Raw genomic sequence first — 23769 nt, forward strand, 5'->3', positions numbered from 1 at the left:
AGCAAGGAGCGATGCGGAGGAATTAACGAATACACCTTTGCCGGTTACACCTGCAGCAGCCAGCTGATCTTCCAGTGCACCTGCAAAATGAGGTTGTAAATATACCAGGCGGCCGCTTTTTTAATCACGGTAATTGAACGCGCGATATGGTCAACTGAATGGATGGTATCGATCACTACATCCACATCACTTATTTTCGTCTCAAACGGGACAGCCGTATAATCCAGGAATTCATCTACACCCAGATTGCGCACAAAGGCTTCGTTTTTGGCTGAGGCGGTTCCCGTTACATAAGCGCCCCGCGCTTTGGCAAATTGCACGGCAAAGTGGCCTACACCTCCGGAAGCGCCATGGATGAGGACCTTTTCTCCCTGTTGTAGCTGTCCCAATGTAACCACAGCCTGCCAGGCAGTCAGGGCTGCCATGGGCGTGGCGCCAGCTGCAACAAACGATAAATTTCGGGGCATGAAGCTTACCTGTTCTGCCGGAGCAACTACATGTGTAGCATAAGTACTACCGAGCCCCGGCATATTTATTAACCCGTATACTTCGTCTCCGGGTTGAAATGTCTGTACACTTCCGCCGACCTGTTCTACTATACCGGCTACGTCCCATCCCAGAATTACCTTTTCGGGATAGTTGCCACCAGTGATCATCTCCAGCATATTCTTCGCATCGCGCACCTGTATATCGATTGGATTTATACCGATTGCTTTGGTACGGATCAATACTTGATTTGTACCGATTGCTGGCGTTGGGAAGGTCATTTTCTTCAGGTTTTCGACACCTCCGTTCTATTCTAAAATATAAGCTTCCATTTCAATAACTATTTGTTTGTTGAAGCAAAATTAGTATTGAATGGATCACAGGAAAAGGCCGATTCAAACGAAAAATGGTACAAATCAAACTATTAAGACCTGAACTGATTGGGAGTAATGGCCCCGTGCTTTTTAAAGAACCTGACGAAGTTAGAGGTATCTTCAAACCCAATACACCAGGCAATTTCCGATATATTCCAGTTTGTATGTTTTAATAGTACGCGGGCTTCCGCTGCTAATCGTGCTGCAATTAGCTGGGTAGTGGTTTTACCAGTGGCTTCTTTCAGTACCCTGTTCAGGTGATTAATGTGCACATTGAGTTGGTTAGCAAATGCAGCCGCTGTCTTCAGGCGAACCTGTTGCATGGCAGACTCTATGGGGAACTGGCGTTCCAGGAGTTCATTGAACAATGATGCAATACGTATACCGGCATTTGAACTTATACCTTCATTCACGGTTATCGCAGGACTTAATTTGAGACCGGCATGAATCATTTCAAACACCTGGCTACGCAACACGTCATACTTATAGATGTAGTCTGAAGATATTTCCGTAAACATGGCGTTAAAGCGTTCCATGATCTGTGTTGCCTCTTCATCCGTGATGTCCAGAATAGGGGTGCCTCCCGGCTGGTATAACGGATAATCTGTGATGTTTCCAAAGCCTTTCATGTAATCTTCCGTGAACACACAAAACGCGCCCACCGGCTGTGTATTTTGCGGTGTCCAGTTGTACGGAATCTGCGGATTGGCAAACATGAGCATGTTTCGGTGCACCGTGTAACTATTGTCGGCGTATTCAACCAGATGTGCCCCTCTGATCAGGGCAATTTTATAGTAGTCCTTACGGCTATAGGGCATGGGGTAAGGTGCCATTGGTCCGGTGTAGTCCTCCATGGTAAACACGTTGAAATGCCCGGTTTTACGGAAAATTTCGCTGGGCAGGATGCCCATTTTGTCCCGGTAAAATTCTTCAAGTGACTCTGTCTTTTCCATCGTTTAAGTGAATGAAGCCGCGACACGACCAGCGCTGAAGATTTGTCCGGAATGCTTCCTTCAGTAAAAAGACAAAAACGGGCAATGTCTGTGGCGTAGGCCAAATGTACGACATAAAGTTACGGCTGTCGCCAGTTGAAAAATTGTCCGGATCAAACAGTCTGCGGTAAAAAACAAACAGGACGCTTTGGATCCGTGGCCGGGGTTAACCATATTTTTTTTATTACATGCAGTTAAACTAACAGATATATTTATATTTGCCGCATGAAATGGGCTTCATTCATATTTACTTTCATCATCCTGACGCAGGCCTTCTGGCCCTGTTCGGATAGTTTGCTGCCCAATATCGCCGTTCATGCAGAACATGCACAGAATGAAAGTAAGAAGGAGGCAGGTTCAGATCTATGTGGCCCGCTTTGCACATGCAGTTGCTGTGCAACCCCATCCATTATACAATTAGCTACTCATTTTGCAATTAAGCTGCAAATATTATCTCCTGTTTATTTTGAATATACACCCGCGGAATATCGTGGTGTTTCAATGAGCATTTGGCAACCTCCCCGGATGACAGCATAAATTTTAACAGCCCATACCGGGTATTTTCCAATTCAATTTATTGGTGCAATGATTTGCTATGCTACACTTATGCATGCCCGTAGGCAGGCACAAGTAGTATATGCGCATTGCCTGTTACTTCTACCAGAGCAGTATGCTAAATAAGATTATTAAGTTTTCGATAGAAAATAAACTGATCATCGGGTTATTTACGCTTGGATTGATCATATGGGGGATCTATTCCCTGAAAAAGCTACCTATTGATGCGGTGCCGGATATTACAAACAACCAGGTGCAGGTGATTACCTCCTCCCCTTCCCTGGCGGCGCAGGAAGTAGAAAGGCTCATTACATTCCCTGTAGAGCAGGTAATGTCTACCATCCCGCAACTGGAAGAGGTTCGTTCTATTTCCAGGTTTGGCCTCTCTGTGGTAACGATTGTATTTCATGATGATGTAGATATTTACTGGGCGCGTCAGCAGGTAAATGAAAAGCTCGCTGAGGCAAAGAACAGTATTCCGGGGAACCTGGGTAATCCAGAGATATCTCCTATCTCTACTGGTCTCGGTGAAATATACCAGTACGTAATTTCTGCCCGGCCGGGGTATGAAAAGAAATACGGTGCGAGGGAACTCCGCACCATCCAGGATTGGATCGTACGACGGCAGTTGCTGGGCACACCGGGGATTGCCGAAGTAAATAGTTTCGGAGGATTATTAAAGCAATATGAGATAGGCCTGGACCCTGAAAAACTCAGGAGTTATAACCTGAGCATTACAGATGTATTCGATGCACTGGAGGTCAACAACCGGAATGCAGGGGGCGCCTATATCGATAAGAAACCAAATGCTTACTTTATCCGGACGGAAGGACTGGTAGGGAGCATCGACGATATTAATAAGATTGTCATTAATAATACGGCTGCAGGATTACCGGTTTTAATCAGGGACGTCGCTACCGTACAGATCGGAAATTCTATTCGTTATGGCGCATTGACCCGCGCTACAACAGAGATGAACGGAGAGGCTGTAGGGGGGATTGTAATGATGCTGAAGGGCGCAAATGCCAACCAGGTGGTAAAAGAGGTAAAGGCAAGGATTACGAGGATTTCGAAAACGCTACCGGATGGGGTAATAATAGAGCCTTTCCTGGACAGAAGTGCATTGGTAGACCGGGCTATCGGAACAGTGGCGAAAAACCTGATAGAAGGTGCACTGATCGTCATCTTTGTACTGGTGTTATTCCTGGGTAACCTGCGTGCAGGACTGGTGGTGGCATCAGTGATTCCTTTAGCTATGCTGTTTGCCATTGCGATGATGAATTTATTTGGGGTATCGGGTAACCTGATGAGCCTTGGTGCCATTGACTTCGGACTGATTGTAGACGGCGCGGTGATCATTGTGGAGGCGACCATGCATCATTTGGGGATGCGGAATGCCGGACGGCTCAACCAGCAGGAAATGGATGAAGAGGTATATGCGTCTGCTGTTAAAATCCGTTCTGCCGCAGCCTTTGGGGAGATCATCATCCTGATCGTATACCTGCCTATTCTGGCATTGACAGGCATTGAGGGCAAGATGTTCCGTCCCATGGCAGCAACCGTCTCTTTTGCGATCCTGGGCGCGTTTATTTTGTCTCTTACCTATGTGCCGATGGTATCAGCCCTGTTTATGAACAGGCAGACCGCTCATGCCGCCAATTTCCCGGATCGCATGATGTCACATATCCACAAGGCGTATGCCCCCATTATAAAGGCTGCCATCAACAAAAAGTTGCTGGTGGTCTGTATTGCCGTCGGCATGCTCCTGGTCAGCGTATTTGTATTCACCCGCATGGGCGGGGAATTCATTCCCAACCTGGAGGAAGGTGATTTTGCAGTTGAGACCCGTTTACTTACCGGGAGTTCACTCTCACAAACCATTGACAAAGTGAACCAGGCATCTGCGATACTGGTAAAAAAATTCCCGGAGGTAAAAGAAGTGATCGGCAAGATCGGGGCAGCAGAAATACCTACCGACCCGATGCCTATGGAAAGCTGTGACCTGACGATTGTATTGAAAGACAAAGATCAATGGGTATCTGCAAAGAACAGGGAAGAACTGGCGGAGAACATGAGTGATGCGCTAAAGCTGGTACCGGGTGTAACGTTCGGTTTTTCGCAACCCATACAACTTCGTTCCAACGAGTTGATCTCAGGTGTGCGGCAGGACATAGGCATCAAGATCTTTGGCGATGACCTGGATGTACTGACAACATTATCCAGGAAGATCGGCAGGATTGCAGGCACGGTGAGCGGTGCGAAAGACTTATACCTGGAACAGGTGGAAGGTTTGCCTCAGATCATCGTCAGGATAAACAGGGACAGGATTGCACAATATGGATTAAATGTGGAGCGGGTAAACCAGGCTGTAACGGCGGCTTTTGCAGGACAATCCGCGGGGCTGGTGTATGAAGGAGAGCAACGGTATGACATGGTGGTCAGGTTCAATGAGCAACACCGCCAGGATATTTCAGATGTAAAGAACATTTACGTCACCGCACCGTCGGGTATCCAGTTACCGCTGGACCAGCTGGCAGATATCACTTTTGAACCGGGGCCCAACCAGATACAACGTGAGGATACCAAGCGCAGGATTATCGTGGGCCTGAATGTAAGGGGCAGAGACATTCAAAGTGTAGTCCATGAAATACAGCAAAAGATCGATCAGCAGATTAAATTACCTACCGGTTATTATATCACCTATGGCGGTCAGTTTGAGAACCTGCAGGCAGCGGGTTCACGTCTGTCTGTCGCTGTTCCCATTGCACTGGCACTCATCCTGCTCCTTTTATATTTCACGTTTGGATCGGTGAAGCACTCCCTGCTCATATTCAGTGCGATCCCCATGGCTGCCATTGGCGGCGTATTTGCTTTACTGCTGCGGGGCATGCCTTTTAGTATTTCTGCTGGTGTGGGATTCATCGCGCTGTTTGGTGTGGCAGTATTGAATGGCATTGTCCTCATCACCGAATTCAACCGTCTCCGAAAGGAACATACATACTCCCTGGCTGAAGTGGTACTAAAAGGAACAGAAGTAAGATTAAGGCCGGTATTAATGACCGCTACAGTTGCTTCCCTCGGGTTTCTGCCGATGGCAATATCTACCGCTGCCGGTGCGGAAGTGCAGAAACCATTGGCAACGGTGGTTATTGGTGGGCTGGTCACTTCCACGATATTGACGCTGATCGTACTCCCGGTGTTATACATCATTATCGAAAACTGGAAAGGCTTCAATAAAAAAGCCCTGATTTTACCAATTGTTTTACTGCTGTCGTTGCCTGCCATCAGCCAGGATCAACGACCGCTCACTATGCAGGATGCTGTTGAACTGGCGCTTCGTAATAACGCCGGCATCAGGTATGCGGGTCTGGAAGTAAACAGGCAACAGGCATTGAAAGGCACAACAGTGAATATGGGTAAGACCAATGTAGACTTCCAGTACGGACAGTTTAACAGCAATAACAGGGATAATAATATCACTATATCGCAGGGCATTCCTTATCCGGGCGTGTTTAAAAACAAGGGGCAATTATCCGACGCCAGAATAGAAGGAGCTAAACGAGGCCTTGCGGTCAGCAAAAATGATCTCACCTACGATGTCCGGAGTACGTATACACAGCTTAGCTATTTTTATGCACTACAGGTATTATATGAGCAGCAGGATTCCATTTTTGGCAATTTCCGGAAGGCAAGTGAACTGCGATATCAGACAGGTGAAACTACCCTGCTGGAATCTACCACTGCACAAACGCAATATAATGAGATCCGCAATCAGATGGAAAAGAACCAGGCAGACATCCGGGCATATACAGCCGCATTAAAACGCCTGTTGAATACAGACGACACGATTACATTGGTGAAGCAGGATTTTAAACCTGAAGAGTTCAGGCATGCGGATAGCTTATCTGCCGTCAATCCTGTTATTGCACAGCAGCAACAGCAGATTGAGATTGCAGACAAAAACATCCGGCTGGAGCGTTCACTGTCGGCACCAGATTTTACGATCGGATATTTTAACCAGTCGATCATTGGCATGCAGAACGTAAATGGTCAGGACGTCTATTTTGGTGGGGGCAAGCGGTTTCAGGGAGTGCAGGCTGGTATCGCTATCCCGCTCTTTTACAAGCCTTATGCCGCAAAGATCAAAGCGGCAAAGATAGAGAAACAGGCGGCAGAAAGCCAACTGGAGCTATTCAGGGCCAACCTGAAAGGTGAATTTAGCCAGGCGTACCAGGAGCTGCAAAAGAACGCGCGCAGTATACATTATTATGAAGAAAGTGCCCTGCCCAATGCGATGCTGATCCTAAAACAATCCCAACTGGCATTTCAGAATGGAGAAATCGGATATATAGAGCTGATGCAAAGTCTGAAGACATCCTCCGATATCCGTCTGGGTTACCTGCAGGCCATTAATCAATACAACCAATCCGTTTACCGAATCAAATACCTGGCTGGTATATAACAACATTAATGTATGAAAAAGAACCATCCTTTCATTATAGCTGCGGCATTTTTCCTGTGTGCATGTGGCGGAACTAAAACTGATAAAACAGCGGAAGCTGGAGAAGCAAATAAACCAGCAGGTGAGAACATAGTAGAGATCTCTCACGCGCAGTATGAAGCCATTGGAATTAAACTGGGTTCTGCAGAAATGAAGCCGGTGAGCGGACTCCTCAAGGTAAACGGCTACATAGATGTACCTCCGCAGAATCTTCAGAGTGTGACCACCCAGATGGGGGGGATCATTGTCTCTACACCTTTGCTGCAGGGGAGTAATGTCACCAAAGGCCAGGTAATTGCTACGCTGGAGAACCAGGATTATGTGCAGCTGCAACAGGACTACCTGGAGAGCAGAAGTCTGCTGGAGCTGAATGAAGCCGAATATGAAAGGCAACAAACACTGGCCAGTCAAAACGTAAATTCCCGCAAAACACTGCAGCAGGCAAAGAACCAGTACCAGGTAGCACAAGCCCGGGAAAGTGCCTTAAGGCAGCGCCTGCAGCTAATTAATATCAATCCGGCTTCCCTGACAGCGGCAAACATTCGTAGTCGTATTAATATTTACGCACCTATTAGTGGCTATGTCACCAAGGTGAATGTAAATAGTGGCAAATTTGTAAATCCGAATGACGTGATGTTTGAGATCGTGAATGGTGCTGAGCTGCATGTGGAATTGAATGTATTTGAGAAAGATGCGGCGTTACTGAAAGCGGGCCAACAGGTACGTTTCAAACTCGCTGGTGATAGCACGGAAAGACATGCAGTAATTCAGCTGATAGGCCGTGAGATCAAACAGGATAAAACGATTACCGTGCATGCTATCGCTACAGGAGGTAGTAATGCCTTTGTACCGGGCACCTACCTGACTGCAAAGATTGAAATAGGGCAAAAAGAAACGCTGACGTTGCCGGAAAATGCAGTAGTGAGTTACAGTGGTAAGAAATACATATTTATTGCTGCTGCGGCACCGGATCATGGAGATAAGGGGAAAGTGATCGCTGAACAAAATGACAGTGCAACCTATTATTTTGATATGCAGGAAGTAAGCGCAGGGGAATCCGATTCCGGGTTTATCCAGGTGGAATTACCAGCCAATAAAGACCTGAATGGGAAAATTGTGCTACAAGGGACTTATGACCTGTTGTCTAAATTAAAGAACAGTGAAGAAGAGGAATAACAGGTAACCAAAAACCAGGAGCCTGCATCTTTCTTTCGATACAGGCTCCTGTTACAGTGAACGGAATTGGAGAGAAATTTGTTATCCCTATTTAAATCATCCATGTATGTTATTAAACAAAAGAATCTCCATTTTATATTTTATCAATATCATCCTGCCGGACCTCATTGCCATCGTCCTGTACGCGATCCTGGTCGGCATTGCAGATATATATTCGTTCTTCAAATCGTTCTCCGTTCCCCTGGCTGTGACACTATCACTTGGTACAAGCCTGTCCCTGCTATTGGCATTCAGAACCGGGCAATCCTACGACAGGTGGTGGGAAGCAAGGCAGATATGGGGCAGTATAGTGAATGATTCCCGCACGCTGATCCGCCAGCTCCAGGCGTTCAGCAACAATGACCAGGTAGTTAAAGAGGCCATTGAGCGGCAAATAATCTGGTGTTTTGCTATGGGGGAGTACCTGAGAAAGTTACCTTTCAGTGAGCGTGTCAATAATTACCTGGCCTATCATGACATCAACCCGGATCAGGCCGCCAATTTATTGTTGTCCGAACACAGTAAGGCCATAAAAACTGCGGGGGTCAATGCTTACCAGCAGGTACAACTTGATAGTACAATCATGCGACTTTGCGACGCCATGGGAAAATGCGAACGAATCAAGAATACTGTTTTCCCACGATCGTATAGCATGCTGATTCATTTTATTATTTACGTATTTGCAACATTGCTACCCTTTGGGATTCCGGATGAAAGTCCCCTGATGGAGATCGGGTTGACTATTATCATCCCCGTTATCTTTATTGCCATTGAAAAAACGTCCATCCTCATGCAGGACCCGTTTGAGAACAGGCCTGTAGATACTTCTGTAACAGCCATTGCACAAGGCATAGAAAAAAGCCTGAAAGGAATGATCGGGGAGACAGTGAGTCTGCCACCGGCGAGTGACACCTACTATGTGCTATAGATCGGCATGAAATTAAAAAGATATTTCATATCTTTAGACTGTATAATCTCAACCTGTTATCCTTAAACTTTTGTGAATGTTTAAAAACCCGTTCTCTTTTGAGGGCCGTATCCGCAGACTGGAGTACGGACTTACAGCGCTTATGTATTGGGTATTAATGATTTTAGTTCAGGTGCTGGGGGAAACCGCGCCTTTTCTCTTCCTGATAATCCTTCCCGCCATCTGGGTGATGCTGGCACAGGGTTGTAAGCGATGCCATGATGTAGGTAAGAATGGTTTCTGGCAAATCATTCCTTTTTATTCCCTTATCCTGATTTTTCAGCAGGGAGATCCTGAAATGAATGAATATGGCTTTCCGCCGCTCAGAAGTGGTGAAATGAACAAAAGGTCACTTGAATCGGAGATCCAGTCAATCGGGGAAAAACCGGAATAATGGTCTTCAATATATCAGAAAAACCTGTATCATTTCTGAAGTGCACCCCTATAGTTAGGCGGGTTATAAATTAGTTACGCGGCTTGAGTTCGGTATTGCACTGGGCTCAAGCCGTTTAGTTTTTATAATTATCTATATAGTTCCTGATACAGGCATTTTAAATGCTGAGATACCGTTCTATTCAATGCTGCGGTCATAGTTTTATTGTTGCTGCATTTCTTTTTATACCTGTTACAGATCAATGTACTTTGTATCTTCGTAAAATCATGAGCGCCATCCCAGTAAAATCAAAGATCCCGGCTGACCAGCAACTCAAGATCAGTCCTTTCAAGGAGGTGATCAAACCGACGGTTCCCCACAAGCATGCCAACTACTATGAGTTGATTTTACTGGAACAAGGGGGTGGTTATCACCAGATAGATGACCATCAGTATGACGTATCCCCTCCTACTGCATATTTCCTGAAGCCCGGACAAACACATTGCTGGAACTTTTCATGCATCCCTATCGGTTTCGTAATTCTCTTCCGGGAAGAACTATTGACCCGGGAATGCCTGGATATTGTTTACCATCTGCCAACCACCATCTCGCTTAGCAACAGTCCTTCCCTGTTCGAGCTTGCTAAACAGTTTTGTCAGGATTACCGTATCCCTGCATCCCAGGGAGTTTTAAATACCTATCTACAACTGATCCTGCTAAAGATGAATGAAGAAATGGCAACGCCGGCACCAGGGCATCAGTTATTCAGTCCTGTATATTACCAGTTTAAAGCGCTTGTCAATGAGCATTTCCTGAAGATAAAGAAGATACAGGTCTATGCTAAAATGCTCCATCTTCCCCCGGCCCAGCTTACATCTATCTGCAAAACCGCTTCGGGCAAAACACCTGGTATGTTGCTGAACGAGCGCATCGTACTGGAGGCAAAAACGCTGTTGTCCAATACCCATCTTTCTATTAAAGAAATAACAGACGCCCTCGACTTTTCCGATGCTTCGAACTTTGTAAAGTTTTTCAAGCTCTACACGAACCTCACTCCAGGGCAATACCGCGAACTGGCGTTCAGCAGGCAACAATAAGATACCATAGAATCATGCTTAGGCACCATGCGAAACCCAACCGGTCAAATTACTTTTGGCTTTCGATAGCCACTTTTGTATGAAACTTATTCGCCCGGTTCTCCTTCTCATCTGTCTCTTTGGTCTTTCTTCTACAAACGCGCAAATCCTTTCTGTCAAAGGCAGGATACTGGATGCTAAAAGCCAGCTGCCTGTTGAATACGCCAGCGCGGCCCTGTTCAGAACGGTTGATTCTGCGCTGGTAGCAGGAAGTGTGTCTGATGCCAATGGCAAATTTGAGATAAAAAAAATCGTACCCGGCAGGTATGACTTAAAAATCACCTTTCTCGGGTACGAAACTAAAGTTATCAGTAACCTGGTAATAACCGACGCGGGACTGAATACAGGCGTTATCCATATCGCTCCGATGAGCAGTATGCTGCAGGAAATAGGTATTTCAGGTCAGGCGTCTAAAAATCTCAATAAAATTGATAAGCAACAGTACAATGCGGCACAATTTGAGGCGGCCCGGGGAGGATCTGCTATTGATGTCATCAAGAACTTACCTTCGGTGACTGTTAACTCCCAGGGAGAGATTTCCATGCGGGGAGCAATGGGATTCATGGTTCTGTTAAATGGTAAGCCGGTACTGGCCGACGTGCAAACCGTACTGACCCAGCTACCTGCCAACGCCATTGATCGTGTAGAACTCATTACCGCTCCCTCTGCCAAATACGATCCGGATGGCAGAAGCGGCATTATCAATATCATCACCAAAAAAGGTACAGCTGATCATCTCTCCCTGACCATCAACGCGCAGGGAGGACTTCCCTCCACGACCGACTATGGCAACCAGGAAAAACCCCGGCGCTTTGGAGGCGACATGGCTATGGCATTTAAAAAGGGGAAATGGGATATTTCCGCCGGAGCAAATTATACCCGCAATGACAACGAGGGATACCGGGAAGGCGATGTATATACAAAGAACTTTGACAATAATACCATCACCCGGTTCCCTTCAAACGGCGAACGCAGCTTTGATCGTTATAACTATGCAGGGCGGGCATCGTTCAGCTTCACCCCCGATTCGAACAATACGATTTCCGCCGGCTTTTATACAGGCAGGCGATACCAGTCACGATTGGCTGACCTGCTATACCACAACACTACTTCAGATCTTACAACCGGCGCCCTCGTACACAGCGCCACTTACTTCAACTCAAACCTCCAGCGAAAAGAAGGTTCTTTCAATCTGGGTAACCTCGATTTTACGCATACCTTTTCCAACAAATCTACCCTGTCTGCCAGTGTACAATATGAGCACGATAACCTGCACGGCGGCACCCTCAATCGCAACCTGCAGTATCCCAATACAAAAGATACCATCCAGTTTGTAAACAATCCTTACCGTCGTCCCATCAGTGCATTCCGGGCAAAGCTGGACCTCAGTACACCAATCGGCACAGGCAAACTCGAGAGTGGTTTACAGTACCGCTATGACACGCAGGATGGCACTTTTGATTACATTGTAACTCCAGCTACCTCTCAGCCCGATATCGATCAATTCAAAGGCACTATACATGCCGTCAATAAGATCTACTCCGCCTACAGTCAATACGCGGGCAAAAGCCGGGCACTCGAATACAATGCCGGGCTCCGTTACGAATATGCAGAAAGGGCCGTGCATTTGTCATATGATATTCATCCACATATACTTAATCTATCCAACCTTTTTCCATCCGCAAATATCCTATACCATTTTTCAGGTTCCTGGAGTGGTAAAGCAGGATATAGCAGACGCGTACAGCGCACCAGTAACCTGGAACTCAACCCGATTCCTGAACGGGAACATTCTGAAACGCTGGAGGAAGGTGATCCGGATCTACTCCCGGAATTCGTGGACCTGGTAGAAGTTGGTGCCAACTATGCTTTTAGCAAAGGCACTTTATTTGGTACTTTGTATTACCAGCATATTCAAAATCCCATTCAACGCCTGAATAGCGTGTATGCAGATACTATCCTGAACCGGGTGTATACAAATGCCGGCACGGCTAAACTATTCGGTGTGGAGACAGGGCTGAATGTGACACCCGTTACATGGTGCACACTCTACCTGGGAGCGAATATTTATAACTATCACGTATATGGGAATATTAAGATCCTGGATGAACCAGTCACTGTCTCCAACAATAAATGGGCGTATTCCATAAACGGGAATGCCAGTTTCCAGCTAGACAAAACCTGGAATGTGCAGTTTAGCGCCAACTACCTCTACAGGCGCCCCACAGCACAGGGACAGGATGGATCTTTCTTTGTACCGAACACCACTGTGAGGAAAAGTATCATGAAGGGTAAAATAAAAGTCTCCCTGTTGTGGCAAAATATGAACATGGGTATACTGGGCGCAAATAAACAACGAATTACAACTTACGGTCCGGCATTCTTCACGACAACAAATTATATATCGGAGACCGACGTGTTGATGATCAATGTAAGTTTCACGCTGAATCGCTTTGCAGGTAAGCTAAAACTACCTGTGAGTGAAACCGGTGAAAGGGAGTTTTAAACCGAAAAAGGCAGTCATTACAACTGCCCTTATTCGTTACTTTGTCTCCCAATTGTTTTTAAGGTAATACGCCAGGTAAATATCTATCAGGTGCACACCTCCATAGTCAGGATATGCCGCCAGTATCTTTGATTTATACGCTTCCTTTGTTCTCGTGTCTGCCAGTGTTTTATCAACAACATCCAGGTAGTCGAGATCCGCTTTTAAGACCGAACGGCCAGCAGGTTCTCCATGGCCGGGAAGGATCAGGGTATATTCCTTTTCTGCCTGGATCTTTTTCAAAGCCTTCCGCCATCCATCTGTATTCCCGGATATAAACAGGTGCGTTTTATTGTAGACGATATCCTGCGCGATATAAGTTTTGGCAGCTGGTATTTTAATGATCAGTGATGCTGCCGCTTCATTATTCAATGACTCTTCGAAAATAAAGGTCACCCCGTCTATCACCTCCTTCCCTGCAGATACCGTGTGCTCAGGCACATGTAATGATTTAGCAATGATACCGCCAAACTGCTGCTGTCTTTGCTGCAGGGTAGTTAATCCCTGTTTTTCAATATTCGCTTTCGTTTCAGGCAGGGCATACACCTGCACATCCGGAAATGCATCCCCAAAGCCTATATAATGATCCGGGTGATCATGGGATATATAGAACCTGGCGACCGGCTTTTTCAGGCTATCGGTTAATTCCTTTACCTGCTGAGCATAAGGTGCAAAAAACTGGCCGTCTACTACGATGAGCTCATGCGGTAATTCTATCACATGCGTTGTATTCGAGAACATTTCAGGTGGCGCCACAACGGTATAGATTTTCATATTCTTCGTCTGTGTGGCCAGGATCACTTTGGCTTTAGGCAGTGTCTGTGCGACAGCAATAGTTGTACTTACCAGGAATGCACCCAGTACATAAATGACCTTCTTCATATATAGATATTATTTGAGTGGTTATTTGAACAGTTTAGGTATATAGATATCTATCAGCTTTTCACCTGCGTAAGATGGGAATGCCTGTAGAATTGCCTTTTTATAGTTCTCTGGTGTCGGTTGTTTTGCTAAAATTCCGTTTACCGTCTCAAGGTAATTCAAGGCATTGTCTATATCGGCCTTAGTAGCAGGCATACCATGTCCAGGCAGAAGCAGATCATAGTCCGGGTCGTCTCTGATCTGCTTCAGGGCAGCTTCCCAGTTTGCAGTAGGCCCTGTAACAAATGCATGAGTATTATGGTAAAGAATATCCTGGACGATGGCAATACCCAGTTCAGGTAATTTAATATTAAGCGTAACAGGGGATTCGGTGTCCGGAATACGTTCGAAAATGAACTTTGTTCCACTGATCACTTCTTCTCCAACCTGAACTGCTTCTGTTGGTAATGCCAATTTTCCGGGCACCAGCTGCCCCATCTGTTGCTGTTTTTCTGCCAGTTCGCGCGGCCCGGATTGTTGTAAAGCGGCCATGATTTCAGGCAACGCATATACTTTCACATCCTGGAAAGCATCTCCCATACCCAGGTAATGATCGGGGTGGTCATGTGTTACATAAAACCGGGTAACAGGCTTTTGAAGGCTATCAGCGAATACCCTGAATTCATGACCGTACCGGGCAAAAAACTGGCCGTCTACCAGGATCAGCTGATCCGGCAGTTCGATAATATGCGTGGCATTGGCAAAGAATGCACCGGGAGATACCAGGGTATGGATCTTTACTCCTTTTCTTTCCCTGACAAGGCAGGTAGTGGCTGCTGGCAACTGATTCATCATGTTCCTGTTTTTTTGCGTTAATCAGGATACAAAGTTACCAGGGTGATAGGGTGCTGATACTATCAGAATGCCCTAATAGTTATCATTTTGCATATTCCTTTCGATATGCTGTCGGGGAGACTTTAGTAGCATTTTTAAAGAACCGGATAAAGTTCGACGGAGCGGAAAAGTTATATTCATAACTGATCTCTGCAATAGTCTTATTAGTTAGTAACAATTCATTCTTGCATGACTTCAGCAACTCGTTATGGATGATGGTTTGGGCATCCTTACCAAAAAACTCCTGGCACAACTGGGTCAGGCGGTTCCTGGTGATTTGTAATAGTGCTGCATATTCTTTTACGGTTTGCTTCTCGCGGATATGCTGTTGGATGAATGCTTTAAAACGGAGCATTTCCTGGTTATTATACAAACCTTCTTTTAGCTGGTAATAAGCGATATAACTACGGTTCAGGAGAATGAGCAGCTGGTACAAATATGCACGCAACAGATGCAGGCTATCGCCGGCATGTTTTCTGACTTCCTGCTGCATGCTATTCACCACTTGCTGATAAGCTGTCATTTCGTGAACAGTAGCAGGCAGTAATGGTGGCACTTCTGTACTGTTGAACAGGTATAACCTGTTTAAAAAGGTTGTATCTTTCAGGAAGGCTTCCATAAAATCGCCTTCAAAGATCACCATCATACAATCAGGTTTTCCCTTCAGGCTCCACTTTCTGGGTTGTAAGGGTGGTACCATCAGAATCGCAGGGGCTGTGATATCCAGTTTTTCAGCCTCCAGATAAACGGATCCTCCGCCATCAAAGAAAAAATAGATCTCATAAAAATTAGAGGCGTGTAATTCTTTCAGGGAAAATGTCTGCCCGGCTATTTCAGCGATATTGAAACAGTCTACTAATTGTTCTTTACCATATTTGTCTTTCAGGAATTGAATCTTTATCATTTATCCGGTCGATTATTTTTAGAATACGGCCCATTGGCTGAACAATAGATGTTCACCCGGGCAAAAATAATATTTACTGATTAATTAGCAGATTATTCATGCGTGACCGGCAGTTGTATATGCCTGGTTTAAAACAATAGCATCGACAGCGTTTGGCAAAGGGTTGTCAGCAATGCTGAATATTTTTGTTATCTCTTGTTTTTTTCCTTGTAATCAATCAACAATGTTACTCCTATCTCTAATTCCTCTAATACTTCATTCAATGCAGGTGCTCCCATATTTTCTAATTTCCGGCTAAGTTCTGACAGCCGCTTTAAACCCATAGTGGCCGATATGCCATATAATTTGTGTCCCAAAGCTTCATGATTGATCCCCTCCCCTTTTATTGCTATCTCTTTCTTTATCGCCCAAAACTCTTCCAGACAGGCTTCTAAAACAGGAACGACCATATCCATGTCTCCTACATATTTAATCAGATCAGACTCCGAAAAATGATCTGCTGGTCCAGGGATAGCCTCTTTTACCAGCCATTTTTCGATTATATCCAGCAAGGCATCTTCCTGAAAAGGCTTTGACAGGAAATCATTCATACCTGCTGCAAGGCACTTTTCTTTTTCACCGACAAAATTATCGGCGGTCAGTGCGATGATGGGGAAAGTATTACCATATAAAGCCCTGATTTTTTTTGTCGCATCATATCCATTCATCCACGGTAATTGTATATCCATTAATATAAGGTCTGGTTTATCCACCTCGGCTTTTTCTACTGCCATCAGACCATCCTGTGCTTCGCTCACCTTGCAAAAAGGCAGAGCTTTACTGATAATTGTACCAGCCAGCATCCTGTTTACCTTATTATCTTCCACTATCAGGATGTGCTTCTCCAACTTCCCGAGCGTTAACCTTAACTTTTTGTGGTCGGCTACATTGTTTTGATCCCGTTTGAACATACCCGATAATGTACTTGCTTTTATCCGCCCCATCGGAAATGGATAAGCATCTGGCTGAAATTCACTGCTAACCGGTAAAATAAAATTGAACGATGTGCCCTCTCCGGGCTGACTTGTCAGCGACAATTTACTATCCATCAACGCCAACAGCCGATTTGATATATTAAGTCCCAGCCCGGTTCCCCCATACCTACGGCTGATGGTCTGATCAGCCTGCGCAAAAGCTTCAAAAATCCGTTGCTGATGTTTTTCATCTATACCAATTCCTGTATCTTTCACTTCAAATTTAATTTTCCCATCCGGCATAGGTGCTATATGCAAAGCGATATAACCATGGTCTGTGAATTTTACAGCGTTTACCAATAAGTTTAACAACACCTGCTTTAAGCGGTTCGCATCGATCCAGATGTGTGTTGGAAGTTCGGGTACGAATTCAATAAACATCTCTATTCCTTTCTTATGCACCTGATGGCGGATAATGTCACACACTTCTGTCGATAATTGTAACAGGGGGTATTTATGTATTTCAAGTTCTAACTTGTTTGCTTCTATCTTCGAAAAATCTAAGATATCATTGATAATATTTAACAGGGTTTTGCCTGATTCCTGAACTATTGATATGTATTCAAATTGCTTCTCATTCAGCTCAGATTTCAATGCTAAATCTGCATATCCTATGATTCCATTGAGCGGTGTTCTTATTTCATGGCTCATGCTCGCCAGGAATTCAGATTTGGCCTTATTGGCTGTTTCTGCCTGCTGCTTGGCAATCTTAAGCTCATCCCTGTTTTTCTGTATAGCAATGCTAATTCGTTTCCTTTCATCTATGTCCTGGAAAGTGCCATACAATCTTATACAGCTGCCATCTTTGAATTCTGCATTCCCGATCGCCCTTACCCATTTTTCCTTTCCCGTGAAAGTTATCAGCTCAAGTTCCAGGTCATAAGGCTCTCCACTGTTAATGGCATTGGCAACAGCCTGATTGACCAGTTCCCGGCTATTGCCTTCCTTAAAGAATGACACCCCGGTTGCTAATTGGGGTACAAAAGACGGCGGGGCCTCATGAATCTCCCGCGTGATGGGAGACCAGAAAACCTGAAAAGTCCTGGTGTCTAATTCCCAATAACCAATCCTCGCCACCCGGTTTGTCTGTTCCAGCATTTCTTTTGTACGCTTCAGATCAGATTCAAGTGAAAACCTATCTGTAATATCCAGGGCTGAACCTATTACATAGAGGGTACCATCTGCTTTCTTTTCCAGTGCGTTGTTATATAACCATATTCTACTACTTCCATCTTTATGTTGTAAATGCATTAAACCTTTATGTCTACCCGGAACGGGAAATAGAGAAAGGTAAGTTTGCAAATCACGATGATAACGAACCGGCACGATATCATATAGTGTTTTCCCGTTTAAGTCCTGCACCGAATACCCTAACCCGGCTGCAGCGGCGGGATTAACGGACAGCAAATTCCCTTCCAGGTCATGCTCGCACAAAAAGGCCTGCACATTCCTGAAGAACGTATGAAACCTTTGTTCTGCAGCTATGATTTCGCTTATATCATAACCACGCGTATATAAGTCTCCATTAACAGGATCAATGTTAATATTCCATTCAAACCAGCAATAACCATCGTCTTTCTTCAAAAACCGATTCCGTAAACTGGTAGCACCCTTCTTCAGACCATTCCTGATAACATGTTTGGTCAGCTCAATGGTGTCAGGATCTAAAAATGATTGAAATGATCTTCCCTCCACATCCTTTTCTGTCCAGCCAAAGACAGCACAAAAAGACGTATTGACTGTTTTAAAAATTCCATTTTTATCCAGCAGGCATAGCGGATCACCGGATAAGTTAAAAAATGTGTCGCTCACTTTTCTTTATTTTTATCATGAAACCAATTCCTGTAAAGGCTCTTTATTACCCAACGGGCTCTTATACCGATTTCAGAATACGTATAACCCACTACTGTAGAAGATGCGCTGTTACTATGTAGATAATAGACTGTAGCTTCAAGGTTATTTACAGGCCGGTATCCCAGGGACAAGGTAATTCTGTAAATGGCCTGGTAGGCAGCGTGCTCTATCTGTTGATAACCGCCGGCAAGGAAAGCCTGGTAGAGGAATTTCCTTTTAGGTATCTGCAAATTCTCGATAGTAGCAAACACCTCATAACTTGTGAATACCGAGGGACTGAAATATTTGAGTGGTTCCTGTACCTTGAAAACCATCGTATTGAAATTAAAACCTGCTTTGACTACCGGATCTGTCTTAAAATTGTAATAGAGTGAAACGAATAAAAGCGAGCGGTTATTATTATCTGAGTATGCTGTATAAAAATATTGCGTATAGAGTCCGGCCCGGAATGGAGTCGCCAGGTTGTAAGTAACTATATAGTTGTGAAGCTTTATATTACTGTTTATCAGGTCGGCAGTAAAATTTTGTACTTCTGACCGATACCGGAATTCCAAGATGTGCCATTTGGCTACCTTAAATTCCGTGCCCACGTCTGCCAGCAGGTGTGTATTGTCCGCTGTACCTTTTAGCCTGGATAAATTCAAACTCCCAGTGATCAGCCAGGAAGGCATTAATCTCCAGCGAAGACCCACTGCATAGTTTTCGTTATCTGCGGTTACATTTCCATTCCTGCTCTCTGCATGGCGCAATCTGTATTCCACATTCAATCTGACTGGGGTGGCCAGATCTACACCCAATGATACCTGGTAGTTGTAAGCAATATTTCCTCCTTTATCATTACTCCTGTAATCCTGTGTACTTACGGAGGGGGCATGGCGAAGGATGATCCTGTCCAGAAACTCCTTTGCATCTTTCTGATCCGGGAAGTATTTAAGTGTCGAAAGTACATAATTCCTGGATGCAGCGTCCTGCTCCTGGGCGAATAACGCGTCGGCGGTGCCAAGGTTGGCATCAAAGGAATAAGGAACTTTTCCAAGCGCGGATTTAAAAAGACTAACCGACCGCGCGTAATCCTTATCCCAGGTGAGTAACGCTGCCCGACGCACCAGGATGTCCGGATTGCCGGGATACAGCCTATCGAGGGTATCCAGTTCTCTGAACGCCTGTTTAAATTGTTCGTTCCATCCCAGCGCATTGACCCGTCCTAACCTTGCTTTCAAATAGGCTGTACTATCTTTTGATACGGTTATCGCCTCATTGGCATATTGCAATGCACGCTTTTTGTCTTTCTGCAGAAAGGATAAATAAGAAAGGCTGAGTAAGACATTCAGGCTATCCTGCTTTAACTGCAACATCTCATGAAACATAGCTGCTGCATTCTTGTATTGCTGCTGTTGTATATATAGCTGACCTAATGCGAAAGAAGCCTCCTTATCATGAGGAAAAATCCGGAAAATGGCGTCCAGTTGTTCCTTAGCGGATTGATATCGCTGTGTTCGGGCCTGCAGATCTGCGAGTCCCAGCCGGGTGTATTTAAGGCTGATATTTGCATTGGCATTATCCTGCTGAATAGATAGCGCCCGGTTAATGAAAACAAGGGCAGAATCGTATTGTAATAGCGAAGAATAGGCATTTCCCAGTCCAAGGTTGACAGGGAAGCTTTCCGGATGCGCCTGTAGCAATTTAATATATAGACTTTTGGCCTCGCCATAAGATTTTCCCCACATATAGGATTCTGCAATATTCAGGTTCACTTCAAAATCCCCAGGGAATCTTTTTTCCAAATCACCGAAGATCTTCTGCGCTCCCCCGATATCTCCGGTAAGGCCAATAGCCCTGCCATAGCAGATCAATGCCGTCCTGTTCTCCGGGTCCTTTGCGAGATAGCTTTTAAAGAAAACTGCCGCGTCAGCAAATCGTCCATTTTCCAGGTATGTAAAGCCGGTCTGCATATCCTGCTGACTAAGCGCTCTGCCGGATACGAGCAACAGTAAGATGGTTATCAGGTATCTCATAGCGGATTGATTACCTTTTCATTGAATGGTTTATAATAAAATAGTTGCAGGCCTAGCAGCACAATAATAACCGCTGCCATTAAATATACCTGGATATTGATCACCTGTAAAAAGCTATTGTGAATAAAACAAATCAGGAATACCTGCATTACACCTGCCATAAGAGAGCACCATACCGGTAAATATCTTTCCAGAGACAAATTGTAATAAGTAAAAACATTCGCACAGGCAAATAGGCCTGTAGCCAACGCATACTTCCAGAGGAAAGGTGCAACGGCGATATAATTACTTCCAAACAATAAAGTGATGACTGGTATCGGGACCTGGTAACAGACCAGGACGATCATTGCTGCAACACCTGCTACCACTAAGAGACTTCCCGTGAAATATGCCAGATGTGGCCTGCCCTCTTTTTCCAGACGTATGACAATGGGGAACAGTAAGGTAACTACTGTCCATGTGCTGAAATACACGATCCTTCCAATTAAAGCCATGGCGGCATATAATCCGGCATCCACCGGCGGAAAAAAATGTTTTACCAACACTGTATCACTATTGTTTATCAGGATCTGACTACATTCGTAAATCAGGATGACTGACAGGAATTTCAACAGTCCATACCGGTCAAACCCCTGCGGTCCTTTTTCAGGCGTAGCAACAATAGAAACAAGGTAAGAGGCAACTAACGACAAGGTGATGGCGAAAGTTATTCCCGGGATTCCTGTTCCGGCTTTATAAAATAAGATACTTAAGACCAGTCTGACCCACATTTCAGTCTGGTAGGTAACCGCCAGACGACCAAACCTGGATGCTCCCTGAAGCATGCCCCTATTAACACTCATCAATAAGTAAAATGGCAGTCCGGCACCAAAGATAGGGAAGATGTAAGGAGACTGTGTATGAAAAAAATCCTGCAAATAACCCGCACCGGCACATAGCAATAAAAAAGGGATTATACCCATAAATAGAGCCAGTTTACGAACCCAGCGGATGACTGCGTAAGGCTCAGCGCCATCAGATCCGGCTATATACCTTGCCGCCGTCATTTGAAATCCAATAGCAACAAAGGATATTAATAACAACAGCGTAGCCAGTAATCCAACTTCCGAAAAATCGGCCGGGGGTAACCAATGTCCTAATAGAAGATTAATGCCGTAATTACCTAAATTCACGATGAGGGTACTTACAAACAGGAACACTCCCTGCCTCAATAATTTATGACCACTTTTTTTCTCCATTTACTTCATTCAGTATATTTGAGTTGAAACCACCTGTCATATTTAGTGAGGTGCAGCATAGCGGCTAACTTCCCATTTTTTTTCAGCTGCAGGACCATAGAACCGTTTAAGGCCATCATCCACTTATACACCTTAATGAGTAAATTTAACCCGGCAATATCGACCTCTTCTACACGGCTACCATCAAGTATTAAACATTGACAGCCTGATTGTATGATACCTTGTAGCTCGTCGCTGACGGCTGCTGAGTTCATTGCGGTTAATTGTTTGGAAAGTGCATAGCAGTAGTTTGAAAGCGTTTCATTGGACAGGTGTTGCATTGGATATTGTGTTTTTTTCTTGCGGGTGATAAGAACGGTAATAAGAAGCAATCTTCAGCAACTGTGCGACTATTTTCAAGGAATCTTTCATAGACAACTTAGATCCATCAGCATGGATCCATCTCTTGAGCGGTTGTTCATATATTAACTGCTGCACTGAATCCTTTCCATAAAATTTTTTCATTCTCAGGAAAATCTCTACGTCAAACAACCAACGGGTTATAAATTTATCATTAAAGACATTTTCTGCCACTTCTCTTGCCATAACTTTTGCACCACACTGGGTATCCTGGAAACTCATACCGAGTATTTTCCGGATGATCAGGTTTATTATTTTACTGATAACTTCCCTTGCACCGTTTTTTGTAATATTCGCACCTATACGACTGATCCTGGATCCGCTTACCAACTTGTATGACGATGTTTGAATTGTATTCACCAGATCATTGAAATCTTTAAAATCTGTCGACAGATCAGCGTCCAGATACCCGATAAAATCAAAATGCTTGTCCTCCACCAGGTGCAATACGCCCTGCCTGACAGCCTCGGCCTTCCCACCGTTTTGCGGCATATTATAAACACTGATCTTTTCCTCATTGCCTTTCTGTAGTTCCAATAATACTTCCAACGTATTATCTTTACTACCGTCATTTACAAAACACAAATGATATCCTGCGTTCAGGTTTACAAAATCTGAGAACACTTTTCCTGCCAGTCGTGTCGATTCGTTATAGCAGGGTATAATGATGCCTACATACTTCTTCTGTAGTACACCGGAGGGTTCATCAACAGGCTCCCCCGCATACTCATAACCATATGCCCTGGCCAGCTGCCGTTGCACCCTGCTCACCAGTTCCCGGATGCCTACTGGTTTTTCAACATAATCGTCGACGCCCAGTTTAAAGGCATTTACAATAATTTCCTCTTCCTCGTTAGAAGACATAATGATAACTGGAATTGTATCCATCTTCCCTTTACGGATATGAGACAGCACTTCTATTCCTGAGCGTTCGGGCATATGATAATCAATCAATGCCAGGTCAGGTCGATGGGTATCATAAACATCAATTACTTCCTGCCCATTGTATGCAAAATAAATTTCATGCCCTTGTTGCTGCAGCGCTGCGCCTACAAATTTCAGTATATATGGCTGATCATCCGCCAAAAGAATTTTCATAATCTATGGATATGGAGTTAAAAAGTTCACATTATACATGAACAGTCACATAAATAATCAATCCGGCTACAGTTTGTTTTTCACATGCAAAAAAATATTCCTTTCATTTGGCAGCTAACACTATCTTTATAAGCAGATACTCACTCAATCAAATGTAAGAAAAACTATTATTTCACATTTTCATTATGCCCTTCACACTTTCGCATATCGCTGCAGTATTACCTTTCCGAAAATACACCCCAAAAACACTTTCTTTCACCGCACTGGTTATCGGAAGTATGGTACCAGACTTTGAATACTTTGTTAGAATGACATTATACGGTCATTATGGTCATACCTTTTCCGGCAT

Annotated in this window: 16 protein-coding genes; 6 read left to right on the forward strand and 10 right to left on the reverse strand. The window is 44.6% G+C overall.

All coding sequences use genetic code 11. The annotated features are described in order from the left end of the window. Nucleotides 1-44: 44 nt before the first annotated feature. The gene (locus tag ABDW33_RS21190; protein WP_343692099.1) at nucleotides 45-767 is read right to left on the reverse strand and encodes an NADP-dependent oxidoreductase; all 723 of its coding nucleotides are present in this window, start codon (nucleotides 765-767) and stop codon (nucleotides 45-47) included. 143 nt (nucleotides 768-910) lie between these two features. Beyond that, the gene (locus ABDW33_RS21195) at nucleotides 911-1813 is read right to left on the reverse strand and encodes a helix-turn-helix transcriptional regulator (protein ID WP_343692100.1); all 903 of its coding nucleotides are present in this window, start codon (nucleotides 1811-1813) and stop codon (nucleotides 911-913) included. A 709-nt stretch (nucleotides 1814-2522) separates the two neighbouring features. Here ABDW33_RS21195 and ABDW33_RS21200 point away from each other — a divergent pair. The 6 genes from ABDW33_RS21200 (at nucleotide 2523) to ABDW33_RS21225 (ending at nucleotide 13105) form a co-directional block, all read left to right on the forward strand. Then, nucleotides 2523-6869, forward strand: a complete 4347-nt coding sequence (locus ABDW33_RS21200; protein ID WP_343692101.1) for a CusA/CzcA family heavy metal efflux RND transporter — start codon at nucleotides 2523-2525, stop codon at nucleotides 6867-6869. A gap of 12 nt (nucleotides 6870-6881) precedes the next feature. Continuing rightward, nucleotides 6882-8084 (forward strand): efflux RND transporter periplasmic adaptor subunit, encoded by a 1203-nt coding sequence (locus ABDW33_RS21205; protein WP_343692102.1) that lies wholly within the window; start codon nucleotides 6882-6884, stop codon nucleotides 8082-8084. Nucleotides 8085-8190: 106 nt separating this feature from the next. Then, entirely contained in the window at nucleotides 8191-9051 is an 861-nt protein-coding gene (locus ABDW33_RS21210; RefSeq protein WP_343692103.1) for a bestrophin family ion channel, read from the forward strand. Nucleotides 9052-9127: 76 nt separating this feature from the next. Beyond that, complete coding sequence (locus tag ABDW33_RS21215; protein WP_343692104.1) at nucleotides 9128-9484, forward strand: DUF805 domain-containing protein; 357 nt, start codon at nucleotides 9128-9130, stop codon at nucleotides 9482-9484. A 266-nt stretch (nucleotides 9485-9750) separates the two neighbouring features. Continuing rightward, a complete protein-coding gene (locus ABDW33_RS21220; protein ID WP_343692105.1) occupies nucleotides 9751-10560 on the forward strand; it encodes a helix-turn-helix transcriptional regulator in 810 nt (269 codons plus the stop codon). Nucleotides 10561-10639: 79 nt separating this feature from the next. Continuing rightward, nucleotides 10640-13105, forward strand: coding sequence for a TonB-dependent receptor (locus ABDW33_RS21225; RefSeq protein WP_343692106.1), 2466 nt, complete (start codon nucleotides 10640-10642; stop codon nucleotides 13103-13105). A 36-nt stretch (nucleotides 13106-13141) separates the two neighbouring features. Here ABDW33_RS21225 and ABDW33_RS21230 read toward each other — a convergent pair whose 3' ends face one another. From ABDW33_RS21230 to ABDW33_RS21265, 8 genes are all read right to left on the reverse strand, one after another. Then, complete coding sequence (locus tag ABDW33_RS21230) at nucleotides 13142-14026, reverse strand: hypothetical protein (RefSeq protein WP_343692107.1); 885 nt, start codon at nucleotides 14024-14026, stop codon at nucleotides 13142-13144. A gap of 21 nt (nucleotides 14027-14047) precedes the next feature. Beyond that, nucleotides 14048-14860 carry a hypothetical protein gene (locus ABDW33_RS21235; protein WP_343692108.1) on the reverse strand — a complete coding sequence of 271 codons (813 nt, stop codon included), beginning with the start codon at nucleotides 14858-14860 and terminating at the stop codon, nucleotides 14048-14050. 82 nt (nucleotides 14861-14942) lie between these two features. After that, nucleotides 14943-15803 carry an AraC family transcriptional regulator gene (locus tag ABDW33_RS21240; RefSeq protein ID WP_343692109.1) on the reverse strand — a complete coding sequence of 287 codons (861 nt, stop codon included), beginning with the start codon at nucleotides 15801-15803 and terminating at the stop codon, nucleotides 14943-14945. Between the two features lie 188 nt (nucleotides 15804-15991). Then, nucleotides 15992-18628 (reverse strand): PAS domain S-box protein, encoded by a 2637-nt coding sequence (locus ABDW33_RS21245; protein ID WP_343692110.1) that lies wholly within the window; start codon nucleotides 18626-18628, stop codon nucleotides 15992-15994. Then, a complete protein-coding gene (locus ABDW33_RS21250; protein WP_343692111.1) occupies nucleotides 18625-20685 on the reverse strand; it encodes a tetratricopeptide repeat protein in 2061 nt (686 codons plus the stop codon). Before ABDW33_RS21250 ends, ABDW33_RS21245 begins: the two co-directional genes overlap by 4 nt. Then, nucleotides 20682-21923 (reverse strand): hypothetical protein, encoded by a 1242-nt coding sequence (locus ABDW33_RS21255; RefSeq protein WP_343692112.1) that lies wholly within the window; start codon nucleotides 21921-21923, stop codon nucleotides 20682-20684. Before ABDW33_RS21255 ends, ABDW33_RS21250 begins: the two co-directional genes overlap by 4 nt. A gap of 5 nt (nucleotides 21924-21928) precedes the next feature. Further along, a complete protein-coding gene (locus ABDW33_RS21260) occupies nucleotides 21929-22243 on the reverse strand; it encodes an STAS domain-containing protein (protein WP_343692113.1) in 315 nt (104 codons plus the stop codon). After that, the gene (locus ABDW33_RS21265; RefSeq protein ID WP_343692114.1) at nucleotides 22224-23420 is read right to left on the reverse strand and encodes a response regulator; all 1197 of its coding nucleotides are present in this window, start codon (nucleotides 23418-23420) and stop codon (nucleotides 22224-22226) included. The genes ABDW33_RS21260 and ABDW33_RS21265 overlap by 20 nt, the downstream gene beginning before the upstream one ends. Nucleotides 23421-23769: the final 349 nt, after the last annotated feature.

It is taken from the genome of Chitinophaga sp. (genome assembly GCF_039596155.1).
Taxonomy (GTDB): Bacteria; Bacteroidota; Bacteroidia; order Chitinophagales; family Chitinophagaceae; genus Chitinophaga.

What these genes read in the sequence shown, in the direction of transcription:
- ABDW33_RS21250 (WP_343692111.1), bottom strand. Translation starts at nt 20,685, where the DNA reads ATGAGATACCTGATAACCATCTTACTGTTGCTCGTATCCGGCAGAGCG.
- ABDW33_RS21235 (WP_343692108.1), bottom strand. Translation starts at nt 14,860, where the DNA reads ATGATGAATCAGTTGCCAGCAGCCACTACCTGCCTTGTCAGGGAAAGA.
- ABDW33_RS21195 (WP_343692100.1), bottom strand. Translation starts at nt 1,813, where the DNA reads ATGGAAAAGACAGAGTCACTTGAAGAATTTTACCGGGACAAAATGGGC.
- ABDW33_RS21260 (WP_343692113.1), bottom strand. Translation starts at nt 22,243, where the DNA reads ATGCAACACCTGTCCAATGAAACGCTTTCAAACTACTGCTATGCACTT.
- ABDW33_RS21240 (WP_343692109.1), bottom strand. Translation starts at nt 15,803, where the DNA reads ATGATAAAGATTCAATTCCTGAAAGACAAATATGGTAAAGAACAATTA.
- ABDW33_RS21215 (WP_343692104.1), top strand. Translation starts at nt 9,128, where the DNA reads ATGTTTAAAAACCCGTTCTCTTTTGAGGGCCGTATCCGCAGACTGGAG.
- ABDW33_RS21200 (WP_343692101.1), top strand. Translation starts at nt 2,523, where the DNA reads ATGCTAAATAAGATTATTAAGTTTTCGATAGAAAATAAACTGATCATC.
- ABDW33_RS21225 (WP_343692106.1), top strand. Translation starts at nt 10,640, where the DNA reads ATGAAACTTATTCGCCCGGTTCTCCTTCTCATCTGTCTCTTTGGTCTT.
- ABDW33_RS21190 (WP_343692099.1), bottom strand. Translation starts at nt 767, where the DNA reads ATGACCTTCCCAACGCCAGCAATCGGTACAAATCAAGTATTGATCCGT.
- ABDW33_RS21255 (WP_343692112.1), bottom strand. Translation starts at nt 21,923, where the DNA reads ATGGAGAAAAAAAGTGGTCATAAATTATTGAGGCAGGGAGTGTTCCTG.
- ABDW33_RS21265 (WP_343692114.1), bottom strand. Translation starts at nt 23,420, where the DNA reads ATGAAAATTCTTTTGGCGGATGATCAGCCATATATACTGAAATTTGTA.
- ABDW33_RS21220 (WP_343692105.1), top strand. Translation starts at nt 9,751, where the DNA reads ATGAGCGCCATCCCAGTAAAATCAAAGATCCCGGCTGACCAGCAACTC.
- ABDW33_RS21210 (WP_343692103.1), top strand. Translation starts at nt 8,191, where the DNA reads ATGTTATTAAACAAAAGAATCTCCATTTTATATTTTATCAATATCATC.
- ABDW33_RS21205 (WP_343692102.1), top strand. Translation starts at nt 6,882, where the DNA reads ATGAAAAAGAACCATCCTTTCATTATAGCTGCGGCATTTTTCCTGTGT.
- ABDW33_RS21230 (WP_343692107.1), bottom strand. Translation starts at nt 14,026, where the DNA reads ATGAAGAAGGTCATTTATGTACTGGGTGCATTCCTGGTAAGTACAACT.